The sequence below is a fragment of the Curvibacter sp. AEP1-3 genome, from assembly GCF_002163715.1.
In the GTDB taxonomy this organism is placed as follows: Bacteria; Pseudomonadota; Gammaproteobacteria; order Burkholderiales; family Burkholderiaceae_C; genus Allorhodoferax.
In genome coordinates, this window is record NZ_CP015698.1 from 2,936,011 (window position 1) to 2,954,505 (window position 18,495).

The 18,495-nt window shown below is 51.5% G+C and carries 15 protein-coding genes; 13 read left to right on the forward strand and 2 right to left on the reverse strand.

The features are described 5' to 3' along the window. Positions 1–32: 32 nt before the first annotated feature. A complete protein-coding gene (recX, locus tag AEP_RS13775) occupies positions 33–491 on the forward strand; it encodes a recombination regulator RecX (RefSeq protein ID WP_087495912.1) in 459 nt (152 codons plus the stop codon). Positions 492–494: 3 nt separating this feature from the next. On the opposite strand, the gene argC is transcribed toward recX, so the two are convergent. Next, the gene (gene argC / locus AEP_RS13780) at positions 495–1,430 is read right to left on the reverse strand and encodes an N-acetyl-gamma-glutamyl-phosphate reductase (protein WP_087497342.1); all 936 of its coding nucleotides are present in this window, start codon (positions 1,428–1,430) and stop codon (positions 495–497) included. A gap of 203 nt (positions 1,431–1,633) precedes the next feature. Here argC and sucC point away from each other — a divergent pair, with 203 nt between their 5' ends. The 12 genes from sucC to AEP_RS13840 all read left to right on the forward strand — a co-directional run bounded on the left by sucC (position 1,634) and on the right by AEP_RS13840 (position 18,141). Next, the gene (gene sucC / locus AEP_RS13785) at positions 1,634–2,797 is read left to right on the forward strand and encodes an ADP-forming succinate--CoA ligase subunit beta (RefSeq protein WP_087495913.1); all 1,164 of its coding nucleotides are present in this window, start codon (positions 1,634–1,636) and stop codon (positions 2,795–2,797) included. Between the two features lie 9 nt (positions 2,798–2,806). Continuing rightward, complete coding sequence (gene sucD / locus AEP_RS13790) at positions 2,807–3,700, forward strand: succinate--CoA ligase subunit alpha (RefSeq protein ID WP_087495914.1); 894 nt, start codon at positions 2,807–2,809, stop codon at positions 3,698–3,700. A gap of 100 nt (positions 3,701–3,800) precedes the next feature. Further along, positions 3,801–4,484, forward strand: a complete 684-nt coding sequence (locus AEP_RS13795) for a TerC family protein (protein WP_087495915.1) — start codon at positions 3,801–3,803, stop codon at positions 4,482–4,484. A 175-nt stretch (positions 4,485–4,659) separates the two neighbouring features. Further along, positions 4,660–7,308 (forward strand): CHASE2 domain-containing serine/threonine-protein kinase, encoded by a 2,649-nt coding sequence (locus tag AEP_RS13800; protein ID WP_087495916.1) that lies wholly within the window; start codon positions 4,660–4,662, stop codon positions 7,306–7,308. A gap of 5 nt (positions 7,309–7,313) precedes the next feature. Continuing rightward, a complete protein-coding gene (locus AEP_RS13805) occupies positions 7,314–8,099 on the forward strand; it encodes a Stp1/IreP family PP2C-type Ser/Thr phosphatase (protein ID WP_087495917.1) in 786 nt (261 codons plus the stop codon). 44 nt (positions 8,100–8,143) lie between these two features. Further along, complete coding sequence (locus AEP_RS13810; RefSeq protein ID WP_087495918.1) at positions 8,144–8,809, forward strand: FHA domain-containing protein; 666 nt, start codon at positions 8,144–8,146, stop codon at positions 8,807–8,809. Between the two features lie 48 nt (positions 8,810–8,857). Further along, on the forward strand, positions 8,858–11,107 hold the full coding sequence (locus tag AEP_RS13815) for a CHASE2 domain-containing protein (RefSeq protein WP_087495919.1): 2,250 nt from the start codon (positions 8,858–8,860) through the stop codon (positions 11,105–11,107). 15 nt (positions 11,108–11,122) lie between these two features. After that, on the forward strand, positions 11,123–11,908 hold the full coding sequence (locus AEP_RS13820) for a 3',5'-cyclic-nucleotide phosphodiesterase (RefSeq protein WP_087495920.1): 786 nt from the start codon (positions 11,123–11,125) through the stop codon (positions 11,906–11,908). 23 nt (positions 11,909–11,931) lie between these two features. Then, positions 11,932–14,325 (forward strand): ATPase, T2SS/T4P/T4SS family, encoded by a 2,394-nt coding sequence (locus AEP_RS13825; RefSeq protein ID WP_087495921.1) that lies wholly within the window; start codon positions 11,932–11,934, stop codon positions 14,323–14,325. Between the two features lie 145 nt (positions 14,326–14,470). Then, the gene (locus AEP_RS13830; RefSeq protein WP_087495922.1) at positions 14,471–14,878 is read left to right on the forward strand and encodes a pilin; all 408 of its coding nucleotides are present in this window, start codon (positions 14,471–14,473) and stop codon (positions 14,876–14,878) included. 51 nt (positions 14,879–14,929) lie between these two features. Further along, complete coding sequence (locus AEP_RS13835) at positions 14,930–16,633, forward strand: PglL family O-oligosaccharyltransferase (protein WP_087495923.1); 1,704 nt, start codon at positions 14,930–14,932, stop codon at positions 16,631–16,633. A 5-nt stretch (positions 16,634–16,638) separates the two neighbouring features. After that, the gene (locus AEP_RS13840) at positions 16,639–18,141 is read left to right on the forward strand and encodes a M48 family metalloprotease (RefSeq protein WP_087495924.1); all 1,503 of its coding nucleotides are present in this window, start codon (positions 16,639–16,641) and stop codon (positions 18,139–18,141) included. On the opposite strand, the gene AEP_RS13845 is transcribed toward AEP_RS13840, so the two are convergent. After that, positions 18,112–18,462 carry a phage holin family protein gene (locus tag AEP_RS13845; protein ID WP_087495925.1) on the reverse strand — a complete coding sequence of 117 codons (351 nt, stop codon included), beginning with the start codon at positions 18,460–18,462 and terminating at the stop codon, positions 18,112–18,114. The genes AEP_RS13840 and AEP_RS13845 overlap by 30 nt on opposite strands. Positions 18,463–18,495: the final 33 nt, after the last annotated feature.

Below are 18,495 nucleotides of genomic sequence, written 5' to 3' on the forward strand. Positions count from 1 at the left end.
TTCATAGCAAATCTTTGACTCCCGGATCTGCAGTGGCAACCCAATCGCTATCGCTTACCGCTCGGGCGCTGCGCTTGCTCAGCACCCGCGAGCACTCGCGCGTGGAGCTGGAGCGAAAGCTGCAGCGCTTTGAAGAGGAGCCCGGAACCTTGGCCAAGGCATTGGATGGGTTGGCCGCCAAAGACTTCATCAACGAAGAGCGGGTGGTCGGTTCCGTGCTGTACCGACGTGCCGGGAAACTGGGCACTGCGCGTATCAAGCAGGAGCTGCAAGCCAAGGGGCTGGCTCCGGAGGCTGTGTCCGAGGCGGTGGCCACATTGCGTGAGACCGAGCTGGAAAGGGCCCGCGAGGTGTGGCGCAAAAAGTTCGGAACCCAGCCGCAGGATGCAACAGAGCGCGCCAAGCAGATGCGCTTTCTGGCCGGACGCGGCTTCGGCGGAGACACCATCCACCGGGTAGTCTCCGGCGGAGGTGACGAAGGCGAATACTGAGGCTTAAAGGCCCAGCATCAACTGCAGGTTCTGGACCGCAGCGCCGCTGGCGCCTTTGCCCAGGTTGTCCAAGCGGGCAACCAACACTGCGTGCGCAAAGCCATCCGCCTTCGCATCGTTGGCAAACACGCGCAACTCCAGTTTGTTGGTATCAGCCAAGGCAACGGCGTCGAGCTTGAGGTCGACTGTCACGGGTTCCACCGTCACCCATTCGCTGCCCGCGTAGTGCTTGGTCAATGCTTGGTGCAAGTCTTGCGCACTCGGTTGGCCGGGCAGCGTGTCCAGGTGCAGAGGCAGTTGAACCAGCATCCCCTGAATGAAATTGCCCACGGAGGGCACAAACAAGGGCCGGCGGGTCAGGCCGGTGTACTTCATGATTTCAGGAATGTGTTTGTGCTTCAGTCCCAAGGCATACAGTTCAAACGGAGGCGCAGATCCTTGCTCATAGGCTTCGATCATGGCGCGACCGCCGCCGGAGTAGCCGCTCACCGAGGGCAGACACACTGCAAAGTCAGCAGGTAGCAAGCCCGCATCGACCAAGGGGCGGATCAACGCGATGGCGCCTGTGGCGTAGCAGCCGGGGTTGCTCACTCTTTGCGCTTTGGCGACCGCATCGCGCTGAGTCGCAGCCAGCTCTGGGAAGCCGTACACCCAGGTCGGGTCCACCCGATGCGCGGTAGACGCGTCAATGATGCGGGGGCCGGGCTTGCCGGTTTCCCTTTCCAGCGCGTCAATCATCGCGACCGTGTCTTTGGCGGCATCGTCGTGCAGGCACAAAATCACCATGTCTGCCTTTGCAACCAAGGCGCGTTTGGCTAGCGGATCTTTGCGCAATGCAGGGTCAATACTGAGCAATTCGATCTGCGGCATGGTCTGCAGACGTTCCCTGATTTGCAGTCCGGTGGTGCCGGCTTCGCCGTCGATGAAGATTTTTTTCATGGTGTAAGCAAGGGGCAAATATTGCGCATCAAACTGGTGGATGCGTGGGGCATGAACGACCCGGAATGCACCAGCTGTAAGCGTCGCACAAGTATTGTGCGTCGCAGCATGATACATTCGCGGGTTGATGTGTCCAGTGCCGCGTGGTGATTACATCCTCGTTACCACACGGTGAACATAGTCCTGTCCCAGAGAGAGACGTCATGAAGATTCACGAGTACCAAGGCAAGGAAATCTTGCGCCAATTCGGTGTGCCGGTGCCCCGCGGCATTCCGGCCTTTACAGTGCAAGAAGCGGTGGAAGCCGCTCAGAAACTCGGCGGCCCAGTGTGGGTTGTCAAGGCACAAATCCACGCAGGTGGTCGCGGCAAAGGCGGCGGCGTGAAAGTTGCCAAATCGATTGACGACGTCAAGCGCCTGGCTTCGGAAATCCTGGGCATGCAGCTCAAGACTCACCAGACCGGCCCCGAAGGTCAAAAGGTCCGTCGCCTGTACATCGAAGACGGCGCCGACATCAAAAACGAACTCTACGTTTCCCTGGTAACAGACCGCGCGACACAAAAGGTTGCCTTGATCGCGTCCAGCGAAGGCGGCATGGATATCGAAGAAGTGGCCCATTCCACTCCCGAGAAGATCATCACCGAAATGATCGATCCCCTGACCGGCATTACCACTGAGCAAAGCAAAAAGGTCGCTGCAGCTATCGGATTGACTGGTGCCTCCGTGGATCAGGCAGTGGACATTTTCGCCAAGCTGTACAAGTGCTACATGGACACCGATGCGTCCCTGGTGGAAATCAACCCCCTGAACTGCGACAGCAAGGGCAATGTGATCGCCCTGGACGCGAAGTTCAACTTCGATTCCAACGCCTTGTTCCGTCACCCTGAAATCGTGGCTTACCGCGACTTGGACGAAGAAGACGCAGCCGAAGTGGAAGCCTCCAAGTTCGACCTCGCTTACATCAGCCTCGACGGCAACATTGGCTGCTTGGTGAACGGCGCTGGCTTGGCCATGGCGACCATGGACACCATCAAGTTGTTCGGCGCTGAGCCTGCCAACTTCCTGGACGTGGGTGGCGGTGCCACCCCCGAGAAGGTCACCGAAGCCTTCAAGATCATGTTGAAGAACGACAAGGTCAAGGCCATCTTGGTCAACATCTTTGGCGGCATCATGAAGTGCGACACCATTGCCACTGGCGTGATCACCGCTTGTAAGGCCGTGAACCTGTCCGTGCCCCTCGTTGTTCGCATGAAGGGTACGAACGAAGAGCTGGGCAAGAAAATGCTGGCCGAGTCTGGCCTGCCCATCATCAGCGCCGACAGCATGGCTGAAGCGGCTCAAAAAGTTGTCGCAGCAGTGAAAGGCTAAGGAAACATCATGTCGATCTTTATCAATAAAGACACCAAGGTCATCACCCAAGGCATTACCGGCAAGACAGGCCAGTTCCACACTGAAAAGTGCCAGGAATACGCAAACGGCAAAAACTGCTTTGTAGCGGGCGTGAACCCCAAGAAGGCTGGCGAGTCCATCTTCAATATCCCGATCTACGCATCCGTCAAAGACGCAGCTGCAGAAACCGGCGCTACAGTGTCCGTGATCTATGTGCCGCCAGCCGGCGCTGCGGCTGCTATCTGGGAAGCTGTAGAGGCAGACTTGGATCTGGCGATTTGCATTACTGAAGGCATTCCTGTCAAGGACATGCTGGAAGTGCGCAACAAGATGAAGGCTAAGGAAGCCGCTGGTGGCAAGAAGACCCTGCTGTTGGGACCCAACTGCCCCGGTCTGATTACTCCCGATGAAATCAAGATCGGCATCATGCCCGGTCACATTCACCGCAAAGGCCGTATTGGCGTTGTATCCCGTTCCGGTACGCTGACTTACGAAGCAGTTGCTCAGTTGACTGAAATCGGTCTGGGCCAGTCTTCTGCAGTGGGTATCGGTGGCGACCCGATCAACGGTTTGAAGCACATTGATGTAATGAAAGCATTCAACGATGATCCGGATACCGATGCGGTCATCATGATCGGCGAAATCGGCGGACCCGATGAAGCTGAAGCTGCGCGCTGGTGCAAGCTGAACATGAAGAAGCCTGTGGTTGGCTTCATTGCCGGCGTGACCGCTCCTCCCGGAAAGCGCATGGGCCATGCAGGCGCTTTGATTTCCGGCGGTGCTGACACTGCGGATGCCAAGTTGGCTGTGATGGAAGAGTGTGGTTTCAAAGTGACCCGTAACCCATCTGAAATGGCGAAGTTGTTGAAGGCTTTGCTCTAACTGCCGGTAAGATGGCCCCTCTGTGCGAGGGGTGACTTGTTAAGGCAAGGATGCCCAGTTCGCAAGACTGGGCATTTTTTTTGAATTTGACGGAAGCGCCATGGAAATACTGCAACACGCTGACTTTTGGATCGGTCTGATCAAGATCGTTTGGATCAACATTATTTTGTCCGGGGACAACGCCGTTGTGATTGCTTTGGCAGCCAGGTCTCTGCCTGCGGAACAACAAAAGAAAGCGGTGCTTTTTGGCTCCGGCGCAGCCGTCGTGTTGCGGATCGCATTGACGGTGGTGGCTGCAAAGTTGATGCAGATCTCTTTCCTGCAGATCGTTGGAGGCCTTTTGCTGCTGTGGATTGGCGTTCAGCTTTTGACTGAGGGCGACGATGAAGACCACGCTGACGGTGCAAAAGGCGGCCTGATGGCAGCAGTACGGACCATTTTGATTGCTGATCTCGTGATGAGTCTGGATAACGTAATCGCGGTCGCCGCCGCAGCGCAAGGCAGCATGGTCTTGCTGATCTTGGGCTTGGCCATCAGTATCCCCTTGGTAATTTTCGGCAGCACATTGATGATCAAGTTGATGGAGCGCTTCCCGGTCATCGTCACCTTCGGTGCTGCATTGATCGGCTGGGTCGCCGGCGAGACCATCGTGAGCGACACGGCCCTGAAGGGTGCGCTGGAGTCTTATTCCTGGTTGCATTGGGGGGCTGCAATAGCTGGAGCCCTATTTGTGCTGGGTGCGGGTAAGGTTTTGAACCGTCCCAAGCTTGAAGTGACGCACTAAACCGCTCATCGAGCGCTAACAAACAGGCCACTTGTCGTGCTTTGTCTCCTTTTGTCAAAAAGGCTCCAATAGTGCGTACGAGTGCCTTGTTCAGCTCTCGAGCCTCTGCTAACGTGCTACACAAATGGCCGTTAGCACCTTCTTGCTGGGCTGAGATGGAATAACAGGGGGCAAAGTGGCTGGGAAAAAGGCAAAGAACTCGGAATTCTGGCGAACGGATTGGTTTGCAGGGCTTTTTCTCATTCTGATTGCCACTGTCGTTTACACGGCCACGGACTTTGCCGGTGGCTTGGAGCGCCGGTTCTATGACTTCGCCAGTACGGCCAGCAACCGACAGCCCTCGGACCGTATTGCCATCATTGCCATCGATGACCAGAGCGTGTCCAATCTGGGCCGGTGGCCGTGGCCCCGCACCTACCAGGCAAATTTGATCGATTTGCTTGCACAAGCCAAAGCCAAGACAGTAGTTCAAACCATTTTTTTCTTTGAGCCCCAAAAAGACCCGGGCCTGGTTTACATCCAGAAGCTCAAAGACTTGGTCGGTAATTCTGATCCCGCCCTAGGCAACAACGAAGCGATCGCACGAACTTTTTCGGAAGCTGAGGCAGCGCTGGACACTGACACGGCGCTGGCTAAAAGTCTGCATAACGCAGGCAATGTTGTATTGCCCTCCGTGTTCACCCTTGGGGAGCCTCAAGGGAAAGCAGATAGTCCCTTGCCTCCTTTTGTGTTGTCTCAATCCTTGGATGAGGTTTCTGGTTTCTCTCTGCCGGCAGTGCGCGGTCAGTATCCCATCGATTCACTAGGCAAAGAAGCCGCTGCGGTGGGGCATTTGAACCAATTCAACGATCAGGACGGAGCTGTACGCACAGAGCCTTTGCTGGTGAACTACTTCGGTAAAGCGGTTCCATCGATTGCGCTGCTCGCAGCGATGAAGAGCTTGAATTTGACGCCGGCCGACATCCGCCTGAACGAAGGTGATTCCGTGCAGCTTGGACGTTTGAAGATCAAGACAGACAGCTCGGCCATGATGTCTCCCCAGTTCTACAGGGACCGTGACGGTCGTCCGGCATTTCAGGTGGACTCTTTCTACGATGTAGTCAGCGGGAAGATTCCGCTTGGCAAGTACACCGACAAAATTGTGATCATTGGAGCGACTGCAGCAGGAGTAGGTGTTCAGTTTCCTGTTCCCGGGCATTCTGCCTTGTCGCCTGCGGAAACTATTGCGCACATCACATCGAGCATCCTGAGCGAGCACTTTATTGTCCAGCCGGTTTGGGGTGTTTGGGTGATTCTCGTCTCGATGTTAGTGGTGGCTGTGTATGTGGTTTGGGGCCTGCCGAAGCTTTCTGCTGGAGCAGCAGCGCTGATGACGGTTGGCCTTTTCTTGGTGTTGGTTCTCGCAGAATACGGCTTGCTGGCTGGGGCATCCATCTCGCTCCAGTTACTGTTGCCGGCACTCGTGCTGATAACGGGGCACGTGGGACTAACCACCAAGCGCTTTCTGGTGACAGAGGCGGGCAAGGCGAAGTCAGACGAAGAGTCTGCAGAGACAAACCGCATGATGGGCCTTGCACTCCAAGGACAAGGTCAATTGGACATGGCCTTTGATCGTTTCCGGCGCGTGCCTGCCAGTGAAGCGGTTTTGGGCAATCTCTACAGCCTTGCGCTCGACTTTGAGCGAAAACGTCAATTCAACAAAGCGCACTCGGTGTACGAACACATCGCTGCGACAGATGTGAACTTCAAAGACGTGCAGCAAAAGTTGAATCGTGCAAAGCACCTCTCAGAAACGGTCATTCTGGGCGGTGGCAGTCACCCCGGCGGTACCATACTGTTGGATGGCGCGTCCATGGAAAAGCCCATGCTGGGCCGCTATCAGGTGGAGAAAGAGTTGGGCAAAGGCGCAATGGGCGTTGTCTATCAAGGGAAAGACCCCAAAATCGGTCGGGTAGTCGCTATCAAGACGATGGCCCTGAGCGAGGAGTTTTCCGGAGATGATCTGGTGGATGCTCGCGAACGGTTCTTCCGTGAGGCAGAAACGGCCGGGCGTTTACAGCATCAGAACATTGTCACGATCTTCGATGCAGGTGAAGAGCATGACCTCGCTTATATCGCAATGGAGTTCCTCAAAGGCAGCGATTTGGCTGAACACACCAAACCGGGCAATTTGATGCCTGTATCCACGGTAGTCAGCGTGGTGAGTCGAGTCGCTCAGGCGCTTGACTACGCGCACCGTCAACAAGTCGTGCATCGTGACATCAAGCCCGCGAACATCATGTATGAGCGCGATACTGATACGGTCAAGGTAACGGACTTTGGTATCGCAAGAATCACAGACAGCAGTAAAACGAAGACTGGACTGGTCCTCGGAACTCCCAGCTTTATGTCGCCAGAGCAATTGGCGGGAAAAAAGGTGGATGGTCGGTCTGACCTTTATTCATTGGGGGTCATGCTGTATCAATTGCTGACAGGTGTGTTGCCATTTCGTGGTGAATCCATGGCGGAGTTGATGTACAAAATTGCCAACGAAGAAGCTGCGGATGTCCGCATTCATCGTTCTGACTTGGCAGAGGCACTCGCTATTGTGGTGAACAAAGCCATGGCCAAGCAGCCGGAGCGCCGATACCAAACTGGTGGAGCTTTTTCCGATGATCTCCTGCGTTGCATGCCAGAATTTGAGTCTGTAACTTTCACCACAACGAGCAAACAGGATCCGTCTGCCGCATTTGAGAAGACGGATGCATTTCAGAGATCAGATACGCAAAGCGCAACTTCATTCGAGGCCACGCAAATTTCCCGCGGTCCTGACATAGAAATATAAGAACAATGAATTATCAATTTCATGCGGTAACCGACCCAGGTCGTGCCCGCGATAACAATGAAGATTCCGTTGCGTTTGACGAGGAGGCACTGGTGGCAGTGCTGGCCGATGGAATGGGTGGTTACAACGCCGGTGAGATTGCCAGTGGCATGGCCACCGCATTTATCAAGTCGGAGTTGAGTCGCTGGTTGATTGAAGCGGGCGCGCTAGCTCAACCCAAGGAAATCCGCCGAGCCATGGAGATATGCGTTGATAACGCAAATTTGGCGATTTACAACTCGGCAAACGCCAACCCAGCTTTTGCAGGCATGGGGACCACTCTTGTTTTAGGTGTATTCAAAGAGGGGCGATTGCTGGTAGGGCATATCGGGGATTCCAGGTGCTACAGACTACGTTCAAATTCTTTAGAGCAAATCACCAAGGATCATTCGCTCTTGCAAGAGCAAATTGATGCTGGGCTGATCACTCAGGATCAAGCTGCTGTGTCGCCGATCAAGAACCTAGTCACGAGGGCTTTAGGGGTTGAGCAGGCGGTCATGCTGGAAGTCAATGAGTTCAGTGTGGAGCCGGGTGATTTGTATCTAATGTGCTCAGACGGCTTGTCAGATATGGTGACTGACGAAGTAATCGCTAGAATTGCTGGCGAGGCGTCAGGGCTGGATCAGATTGCGGGACACCTTGTTTCTGCTGCCAATGAAAACGGTGGCAAAGACAATATCTCTGTTCTGATGATTGCCGTGAATGAAGCAGCCGAGAAAAAAGGCTTTATCGCCAGGTTGCTAGGGAAGTAAATTCAAATGTTTTCCAGAAACAATTACAGGAAAAGGAGTCGATCATGCCGAAAATGATCGTGTCGATCGATGAGGTCGTGATCAAAGAAGTGCAAATCACCAAAGACCGTACAACTTTGGGACGCAGGCCTTACAACGATATCGTGATTGATAACTTGGCTGTCAGTGGCGAGCATGCCGTCATCCTGATGGCTGGGGTAGACATTTTTCTGGAAGATCTCAACAGTACCAACGGTACCTACGTAAATGGGAAGGCTGTTAAAAAACAGCAACTGCGCCATGGCGACGGGATCGAGATTGGCAAGTACAAGATCAAGTTCATGGCCGATGGCGTGGCGGACAATTTTGATAAAACCATGGTGGTTCAGGCAAGACCTGCTGTCACTGCTGCGCAGCCATTGAATTCCGGTTTCTCTACAGTTGCAGGCGACTCACAAGGTCATGGTGCATTTCATGCTGCGATCAAAGTGCTTTCTGGCGCTGCCTCAGGCCGTGAAGTACCGTTGACCAAGGTAGTTACTACGATTGGCAAACCGGGTGTTGCTGTCGCTGCGATTACACGCAGACAGCAGGGCTTCGTTGTACATCATGTGGAGGGTGCGGGTAATCCCACTTTGAATGGCGCTCCCATCGGGGCGGATCCTGTGCCGCTCAAAAATGGAGATTTGGTGGAGTTGGCGGGCACGCAAATGCAGTTTGTTCAGCACTGACGTGTAGCTTCGGGCCTCTGGTAGTGATTCTCTAGGTGCTCGTTGACTGTGAACGGAATAAAAAGACATTGGCAGCGAATCGCGGTCACACTCATTCCGCTGATCTTTGCATTACTTCATGCCGTTGGAGTGCTGCAGCTAAGCGTGTTGCAACGACTCGATGACATCATTTACGACACCCGTCTTCGAGCGACGATGCCAAAGTCGATGGACGAGCGCATCGTCATTGTTGATATTGATGAAAAAAGTCTTGCATCAGTAGGTCGCTGGCCTTGGGGAAGAAATAAGCTGGCCGACTTGGTCAATAAGCTGTTCACCGAACACAAAATTGCCATCTTGGGCGTCGATGTGGTCTTTGCAGAACCAGACGACAGTTCCGGTCTTCAACATTTGAAAGAGCTAGCCAACAGCGAACTCAGTGATCAACCTGTCTTTCTGGCAAAGTTACAGGAGTTAAGTCCACGCCTTGATTATGACGGCGTATTTGCCAGTGCTTTAGCGGGAAAACCCATTGTCTTGGGATATTTCTTCACCAATGACCCGCAAGGGCGTTCGAGTGGCGTTTTGCCTTTCCCAGTTTTCCTTGAGGAAGCCCTTGCGGGGCGTACTTTGGAAGCACCGGAATGGACTGCTTACGGCTCCAATATATCGAGCTTGGCAGCTGCAGCCCCAATGGCTGGGCATTTCAATTCATTCACAGATCCGGACGGAGTGGTGCGGTCTGTACCTTTAGTCGCCCATTACAAGAACGCATATTTCGAGTCTCTGTCCCTGGCTATGTTTCGGGCGATCGTAGGAATGCCGAGGATTACCCCTTCGTACTCCAAAGAGACATTTCTTCCCAAGGCATTTCAGGGCGTGGACAAAATGTTGCTGGTACAAGGGGACAAAACCCTTGGAATACCGGTAGACAGACGTGGTGGTGCACTTATTCCATTTCGTGGAGCCGGAAATGCCCAAGGAGGATCCTTTCAATATGTGTCTGCTGCTGATGTTCTAGAAAACCGGGTCGCGACGGGGAAGTTAAAAGACAAAATCGTTTTGCTGGGGACTACGGCATTGGGATTGTTTGACATGCGAGTCACGCCGGTGGGGGAGGCCTATCCCGGGGTTGAGACGCACGCAAATATGCTCTCTGCACTTCTGGATGGCCACGTACTAGTAAAACCTGACTATGCCATGGGCTACGAATTGGTTGTTTTGGTTGTTTCTGGTCTCGTTTTGGCGATTGGTCTCCCTTTACTTTCGGCACTGAGAGCCGTCATTTTGAGCACAGGCGTACTCGTTTGCCTATTGCTCATGAATCTATGGCTCTATCTCGGATACGGACTTGTATTGCCATTGGCGGGCGCTTTAGCAATGACAGTAACCGCTTTTGCATTGAATATGAGTTACGGTTACTTTGTGGAAAGTCGATCCAAGCGGGACCTCGCTAATCTGTTCGGAACGTATGTTCCGCCTGAACTGGTGGACGAGATGGTTCAGGACCCGGACAGCTATAGCATGAAGGCCATGAATCGTGAAATGACCGTCATGTTTTGTGACATGCGTGGTTTCACGAACATGTCTGAAGCCATGGAGCCATTGCAGTTGCAGCAGATGCTGACGGGAGTATTTAGCCGACTAACGTCTGTGATCCGGGCCAATCGGGGCACTATTGATAAATACATGGGTGATTGTGTGATGGCTTTTTGGGGCGCCCCAGTCGAATCTGAGGATCATGCTCAGCTAGCCGTAAAGGCATCTATTGAAATACTACAGGTCGTACGTGAAATTAACCAAGAGCATCATCTGGCGGGGCTTCCTCAGATCGGCATTGGAATTGGAATAAATACGGGCTCTATGTGTGTTGGAGACATGGGATCCGATATACGACGAAGCTACACCGTAATCGGAGATGCTGTGAATCTAGGTTCGCGCCTCGAATCACTTTCAAAAGTATATGGTGTCGACATAGTTGCGAGTGAGATTACCAAAAAAAATACGACCGGAATAATTTGGCAGGAACTAGACAAAGTCAGAGTTAAGGGGAAAGAGCAAGCGGTAAAGATTTGGAGCCCGTTAAGTAATGATGTTCAGGTATCTTCATCCTTATCAGATGAAGTGAAGCTTTGGACACAATTCTTAAAGATGTATCGAAGTCAGCTCTGGGATCAGGCGGATGTGGCATTGTTGAATGTAAGCCGTCTCAGTCCAAACAAGTTTCTATATCGACTCTACGCGGAACGAGTGGCTTCAATGCGGTATCTGCCGTATGACTCCGAGTGGGATGGGGCAACAAATTTTGAAACTAAGTGACTAAAGGCGGATAAGGTGAAAATACGTGTGCTGGGATGCTCGGGCGCTATTGCTAAGCACTGTAGAACCACCTCTTTTCTACTAGATGCTAAAGTGTTAATTGATGCTGGCACAGGAGTCGGAGATCTGACACTTGATGAGATGCAAGAGATTGATCATGTGTTTTTGACGCACTCTCATTTAGATCACATCGCAGCCTTGCCGTTAATGCTGGATGCTGTGGGTGCAAGACGAAACAAGCCGATATCTCTATATGGGCTGCAATCGACTTTAGATGCACTTAAGACCCACATTTTTAATGACGTGATCTGGCCTGACTTCTTGAAAATACCCAGTGCCGAGTCACCCTTTTTGAGGCTGTTCCCCATCGAAGTTGGACAACAGACGCTAGTGGATGGTTTGTTGGTCGAAGCATTACCTGCTCAACATTCAGTACCGGCACTCGGGTACGCCGTTTCAAATAAGGGGCCTTGCTGGGTATTTACCGGGGATACAGGCAAATGCGCGGATTTATGGTCGAGAGTCAACCAGCTCAAGGTCGGAATGCTGGTCATTGAGACAGCGTTCAGCAACAAAGAAATGGAACTTGCTTTGTTGAGCGGACATCTTGCACCCGACTCGATGATTGCGCAGCTTGATCATTTACGGCTCGATAAAGATTTTCCGATCTTCATCACACACACTAAACCAGCGGAAACAGAACTCATCATGAGAGAAATAGAACAGCTAAATGATTCGAGTTCAGCACGGCGGTGCTATGAAATCCACTGGCTTGATGCTGGACAGGAGTTTTTACTGTGAGCGAATCAGGTAAGGAATTAAATATGGGTTCCTCCAACGAGCAAGCATTTTTTGAATCTCAAAAATTGCAGTCCAAGAAAAGGGGAATGACCTTTGAGGCATTGTTCTATCGGCAGCTTCACCAGGTGACAGCTCGGATTCATGATACCGAAAACATTGAGCAAATCATGCTGGAGACGAGTCAGGATATTTGTAAATTATTGAATGCAGACCGTCTTACTCTGTACGCGCTTGGTGCTGATGGTATTTCAATCATCTCAAAAGTAAAGACTGGATTGAATACGAGTAGAGAGCTAAAACTCCCAATCTCACCGCAAAGTATTGCGGGTTATGCCGCTTACAGCAAATCAGCGGTCAACATCAATGATGTCTATGACGAAGAGGCTCTGAGGAGAATACATCCTGCCTTAAACTTTCTAAAGGAGGTAGATAGACGATCTGGCTACCGCACAAAGCAAATGATGGCTGCTCCGATTTTGGAAGGTAGCACTTTGCATGGCGTTCTTCAGGTCATTAATAGCAAGAGTGATGAGCCGTTCGGAGAGCTTGAGGTCGATGGTGTCTCTGAGTTATGCAAAACTTTGGCAACTGCGATCAGACAGCGTTTGAAGCGTTCAGAATCACAGCCTAGGCGTAACATCACAAAGTACGACAATTTGGTTGAATGCGGCCTTTTGTCTGAAAGCGATTTGCAGCAACTTGCGCAGGAGTCCCGAGACGACGGCAATTCACTGGAACACCTCATCATTACTCGTACAGGATTGCAGCCGGGACAAATTGGTCCAAGTTTGGCGCAATTCTTCGGAGTTCCTTACGAATCTTTCAATGCGGGTCGAATAAGGTCTGAAGCTTTGCATGGAGCAATGAAGCGGGATTTTCTCGAAGAGCAGGGCTGGATTCCATTGGAGGAATCTCCTGAGGGTCTGGTGATTATGTGCGTTGATCCGGAGGCTGTAAAAGGCTCCCGCGTTGTACCTCAAGTATTTCCTCGTATCCACAAGTTCGCGTATAGGGTCACTACAAAAACTGAGTTCACGGAAACGCTTTCCCAGATTTTTGGTGCTGAAACTGATAGCAGTACGATCGATCAGCTGCTTGCTGATATGGATGGAGGGCCCATTGATGACGGCAGTAATGATGAGTCACTGGAGTCTGCTGCTGCCGATAATGAATTGGTAAAGTTTGTCAATAAGGTGATTATTGATGCCTATCACCAAAAAGTATCGGATATCCATATCGAGCCAATGCCCGGCAAGTTTAAGACAGGAATCCGTTTTCGAATTGATGGCAGCTTGGTTCCTTATGTCGAGGTGCCTGCTCATTTCCGGCAAGCAATGGTTACACGGCTGAAGATAATGTGTGACTTAGATATATCGGAAAGACGGAAGCCGCAGGATGGAAAGATCAAATTCAAAAAATATGGACCGCTAGATATTGAATTGCGGGTGGCGACGATTCCTTCCGCAGGGGGTGTCGAGGATGTAGTGATGCGGATATTGGCAGCGGGCGAGCCTATCCCACTCGCGAAACTAGGGCTGACTGCCCATAACAAGGCGAGGCTAGAGTCAACTGTCAGTAAGCCTTACGGATTGTTTTATGTCTGTGGTCCTACAGGATCGGGAAAGACCACAACTCTCCATTCCATACTGAAATTTCTAAACACACCAGACACCAAGATCTGGACAGCCGAAGATCCGGTTGAAATTACTCAGAAAGGTTTGCGCCAAGTACAGATTAACAAGAAAGCGGGAATCGACTTCGCGTTAGTTATGCGTGCATTCTTGCGGGCAGACCCTGACATCATCATGGTTGGCGAGTCCCGCGACAAAGAAACTGTGTCAATGGGTGTGGAAGCTTCATTGACAGGTCACATGGTGTTTTCGACCTTGCATACGAACTCTGCACCTGAGTCGATCACCCGCTTGTTGGATATGGGAATGGACCCGTTCAACTTTGCGGATGCCTTGTTGGGAATTCTTGCCCAACGGCTTGCAAAGAAACTCTGCGAATGTAAGGAAGCCTATGTTCCCACTGCAGAAGAGATGCGCCTTTTTTGCAAAGAATATGCAGAAGAGCTGCGTAACACTAAGGAATGGAAAGCGGACTACGAACTTGAGTCAAAAAAGCTGCTAGATCAGTGGACTAACGCTTACAGTGAAGGTGGGCTACTTAAACTCTATCGTGCAGTAGGATGTGAAAAGTGCAACAAAACCGGATACAAGGGGCGTATTGGCTTGCACGAACTGATGGTTGCAGAAGATGATTTGAAAAAGCTCATCCAAGAACGTGCAAGAGTCGCGGAGCTGTTCTCATGTGCAGTTGAGACTGGAATGAGAACACTCAAAATGGATGGCATGGAGAAAGTGCTAATGGGCTGGACGGACTTAAAGATGGTGCGACAAGTTTGTATTAAATGAAAAATCCTGCCCCAAGGGGGCCAAATATGTCGACCAGAATCTGACAAAAATGACATAACATCTCTTTATTGGCCTTGATTTCCTAGAGTCGAAAGTGGCACGATACATGCGTAGCTAAAACCCCAATCATTTACTGGAGATTTCTATGAAGCGCACCATGCAAAAAGGCTTTACTTTGATCGAATTGATGATCGTTGTTGCGATCATTGGTATTCTGGCTGCAGTAGCACTGCCTGCCTATCAGGACTACACAACACGCGCTAAAGTGACCGAGGTCATGTTGGCTGCATCTTCTGCGAAAAACACAATCACCGAAGCCGCCGCGACTTTGACTGCCATGCCATTGGCTGGTAGCGTGACCATCGAGTCACAGACATCGCGCTATGTGTCTGGCGTGACTTACTCTTCTGACATCATCACTGCTACAGCTAGGGGTGATAACAACATCGCCGGCGCGACAATCACATTGACAGGTGTGTATGCTTCTGGTCAGGTTACTTGGACTTGCGGTGGAACAATTCAGGCTAAGTATCGCCCTGCAAGCTGCAAATAATGTAGAGTAGTACTTCCCGAATCTAGAGCTCCCTTTGGGAGCTCTTTTTTTATGCGCAATAAAAATATCTTTGCTGTTACTTGGGCGTTCTTACTTGGCTTGGCTTGGCTTATACCCAACCACTATAGGCCATGGACTAGTTTTCATTCAGATGCCTGGATTGCTTTCGTCGGATTATTCTTATTGGTTCCGGTCATTTTGACAAGAACGGAAGTAATCAACTTACCTTCTTTTTCCGTGCTCGCATTATTGCTTGCCATAGTCCCTTGGATCCATCATTCGGTCGGAATGATCCCCTTTGCTGGACAAGCCTGGGTGGCGTCGGCGTATCTTCAGGGGTTTGGTTTGGCGATAATTGTCGGTGATAATCTGGGAAGACGCTTCAACGTCCTATTGCCCGATGCATTATTCGGCGCCATTCTTCTGGCATCAATCGTCTCTGTGGGATTGTCCCTTGGGAGTTGGGCGGAAGTGATAGATACCGGGCTGGATGATTATTTGAGTATGGGATATTCAGGAGGTCGTCACTATGCAAATTTAGGGCAGCCTAATATGCTTGGGTCGCTCCTACTCTGGGGTGTTGTAGGGTGCTTCTGGGCTTACGTTAGAAAAACGATTGGACTAAAAGTAGCAGTTTTAACAAGTATATTTTTAGTTGTCGGAATTGTTCTAACAAGATCAAGAACTGCATATGTGGCTGGGATTATTGTCGTTTGTCTTCAATTTATTTTTTGGCAAAAGATAAAATCTAAAAAAATCTACTTGCTCACAGCAGTCTGTGTCGGCGGCTATTTGCTCTGGGTTCCCACTCTTAATTGGCTTGATATACATATTTTTCAACGTATTGAAGTGGTGGATTATGTCCGGAGTGCCACCACTGGTGATATCAGGTTGGCTGCGTGGAAAATATTTGTTGATGCCATTACGGATAGCCCTTGGGTCGGCTATGGGTGGACCGAGGTGGCCAACGCACAAATAGCAGTTGCCGATAGGCACCCGAGCTTGGGTGGTATGTTTGGTCATACCCACAATCTTATTCTTGATTTATTTGTTTGGGTTGGAATCCCCCTTGGATTGTTTGTCTTGGGATACGTTCTGAAATGGATTTTTCTTGCATTTCGACATATGGAATCAGAACAGGACTTTCTGTTGTTGATGGTGTTGGTTGTGATTGGCATTCATTCAATGCTGGAATATCCACTGCAGTATGCGATATTCCTGTTGCCTACGGGCTTGTTTGTGGGGGTTGTCTGCAATCGAATTCGCACTGGGTATGTGCTTAAATCAAGCGCTATCTTTCTCGCCTTTATTTCCTTGTGTTTCACCATACAACTGGCCGGTATTGCAAGAGATTATTCAAGAATCGAGGATAGCTATAACAAGTGGCGATTTGATTTCTTTGGTCTGATTTATCCGAATAAGAATACGCCAAATATCCCGGAAGTCTTGTATCTGACGCATTTTCGAAGTTGGTTTGAGATAGTGCGTAATCGCCCAAGTTCCAACATGTCAGAGCTTGAATTAAGCGCGAGAGAGAAGGCCGTGCGTGCTTTTCCGTCGTCTGGTGGAATCTTTGAACTGGCACTTGCCTACGCCCTAAACGAAGATGCAATTAAAGCAAGCTATTGGCTCGCAAGGGTATGTAAACTATCCAGCGAGACTGAGTGCATTAACTTACAACGTGCATGGAGAATGGAAGCGGATAAGCATCCTCAATTGAAGTTAGTTCAATGGCCGAATACCGACGGGCCCTAAGCTAGATGTTCCGGCATTACTGGCTCTTTTGGGTCGCTGTTTCACTTATTCCAAATGTGATAGCTGGCGAAACGGATATATCGAAGGGTTTATTCGCTGGTTATTCAATTGATATCCCAGTTACTGCAGAACGCCGTCTCGGTGACCGGATTGTTCGCGACCTTTACCGCGATCCTGACTACATCGACGACCCTGTCATTTCTGACTACCTCCAAGCAATCTGGCAACCTTTGATGGCGTCTGCCCGCAGTCGCTCCGAAATCACTCCAGAGCTTGATGCCTCATTCGCATGGCAGCTGCTTCAGGGCCGCGACAGGACGGTAAATGCCTTCGCCTTACCAGGCGGCTACTTCGGAGTGCATTTGGGTTTGATCGGCATCGTGTCTTCCCGGGACGAACTAGCCTCGGTGCTTGCGCATGAGCTCAGCCACGTCACCCAGCGGCACATCGCACGTTTGATGAGCAAGCAGTCAGAACAAACACCTTGGTTGGTGGGAGCAATGATCTTGGGTGCACTGGCGGCAAGCAAAAATCCCGGCGGTGCCAATGCGGTCATCGTGGGGGGGCAAGCCGCAGCAGCGCAATCTCAGCTCAATTTTTCTCGCGACATGGAGCGTGAGGCAGATCGCACCGGGTTCGGTGTTGCATCTGATGCGGGCTTCTCTCCTCAAGGCTTTGTGAGCATGTTCGAAAAGCTCCAGCAGAGCAACCGCAACAACGACTCCGGTAACTTTCCATATCTGCGCAGTCACCCTCTCACCACAGAACGAATCGCGGACATGAAGTCGCGTATTCCAGAGGGTGCTTCAACTGCTCCTACAGGCACGCTGGAGCACGCCATGGTGTCTGCACGGGCGCGGCTACTTTCGAACTCCTCAGTAGAAGCCTTGCGGAATTGGTATTCTGAAACCGAGCCTGGCTTGCTTGCAAAGTCGACGAGCTCGCAAAAAGTCGCTTCCCTTTACGGAGCCACGTTGGCCGCGATCAAATTGCGGGACTTTTCGAGGGCGCTCGAGTACTCCAATAGCTTGCAGACGCTTGTGGCGACCGACGCGCCAGCAAAACGTCAATCGCGGTACCTCCGGGCGGAGCTTTTCATGGCAGAGGGTAAGCCAGATGCGGCACTGAGCACCTTGGGATTCAATGCTGCCCCCAAAACACGAGCCGACTTGCTGCTCTGGATACCGCTAAAGGTCGCAACAGGACAAGCTGATGTTGCCGCCGACGCCGCACAGCTCTGGTTGATTGACAACCCTACAGACGCAAGTATGTGGCAACAGCTCGCCAGTGCCCGGGCTTCACAGGGCCGCATGGTTGCAGCTGTGCGTGCTGAAGCGGAAGTCAATATCGCGTATTTCGACTACGCAGCGGCAGTGAGCCGGTTGAAGGCTGCGCAATCGCTCTACAGATCAAGTTCCCAAAATGCTGACCACATCGAAGCCTCCATCGTCGACGTCCGCTTGCGCCAGGTGGAGCAATTACTTCGGGAACAGGCTGTCGAGCGCTGAGTTGATGATCATTCCGGCCACGGTGTACAGGAGTGAGCCAATCAGTGCGGCACTGAAATCGCGCACCTGAAATCCATCCAACAAGCCTGCCGCCCACCAGAACATCAGCGCGTTGATCACGAAAAGAAACAAGCCCAGGGTGATCAATGTGACAGGCAGCGTGAGAATGACCAACACCGGTCGCAGTAGGGTGTTGAACAGACCGATCACCACCGCGGCGATCAAGGCAGAGCCAAAGCTCTGAACTTCCACCCCGGAATACAAATGCGCCACAGCCAGGAGAGCCATGGCGCTTAACAACCATTTGCTAAGTAACTTCATGGCCCCAGCATAGCACCGAGGCCCGGGGCGGCA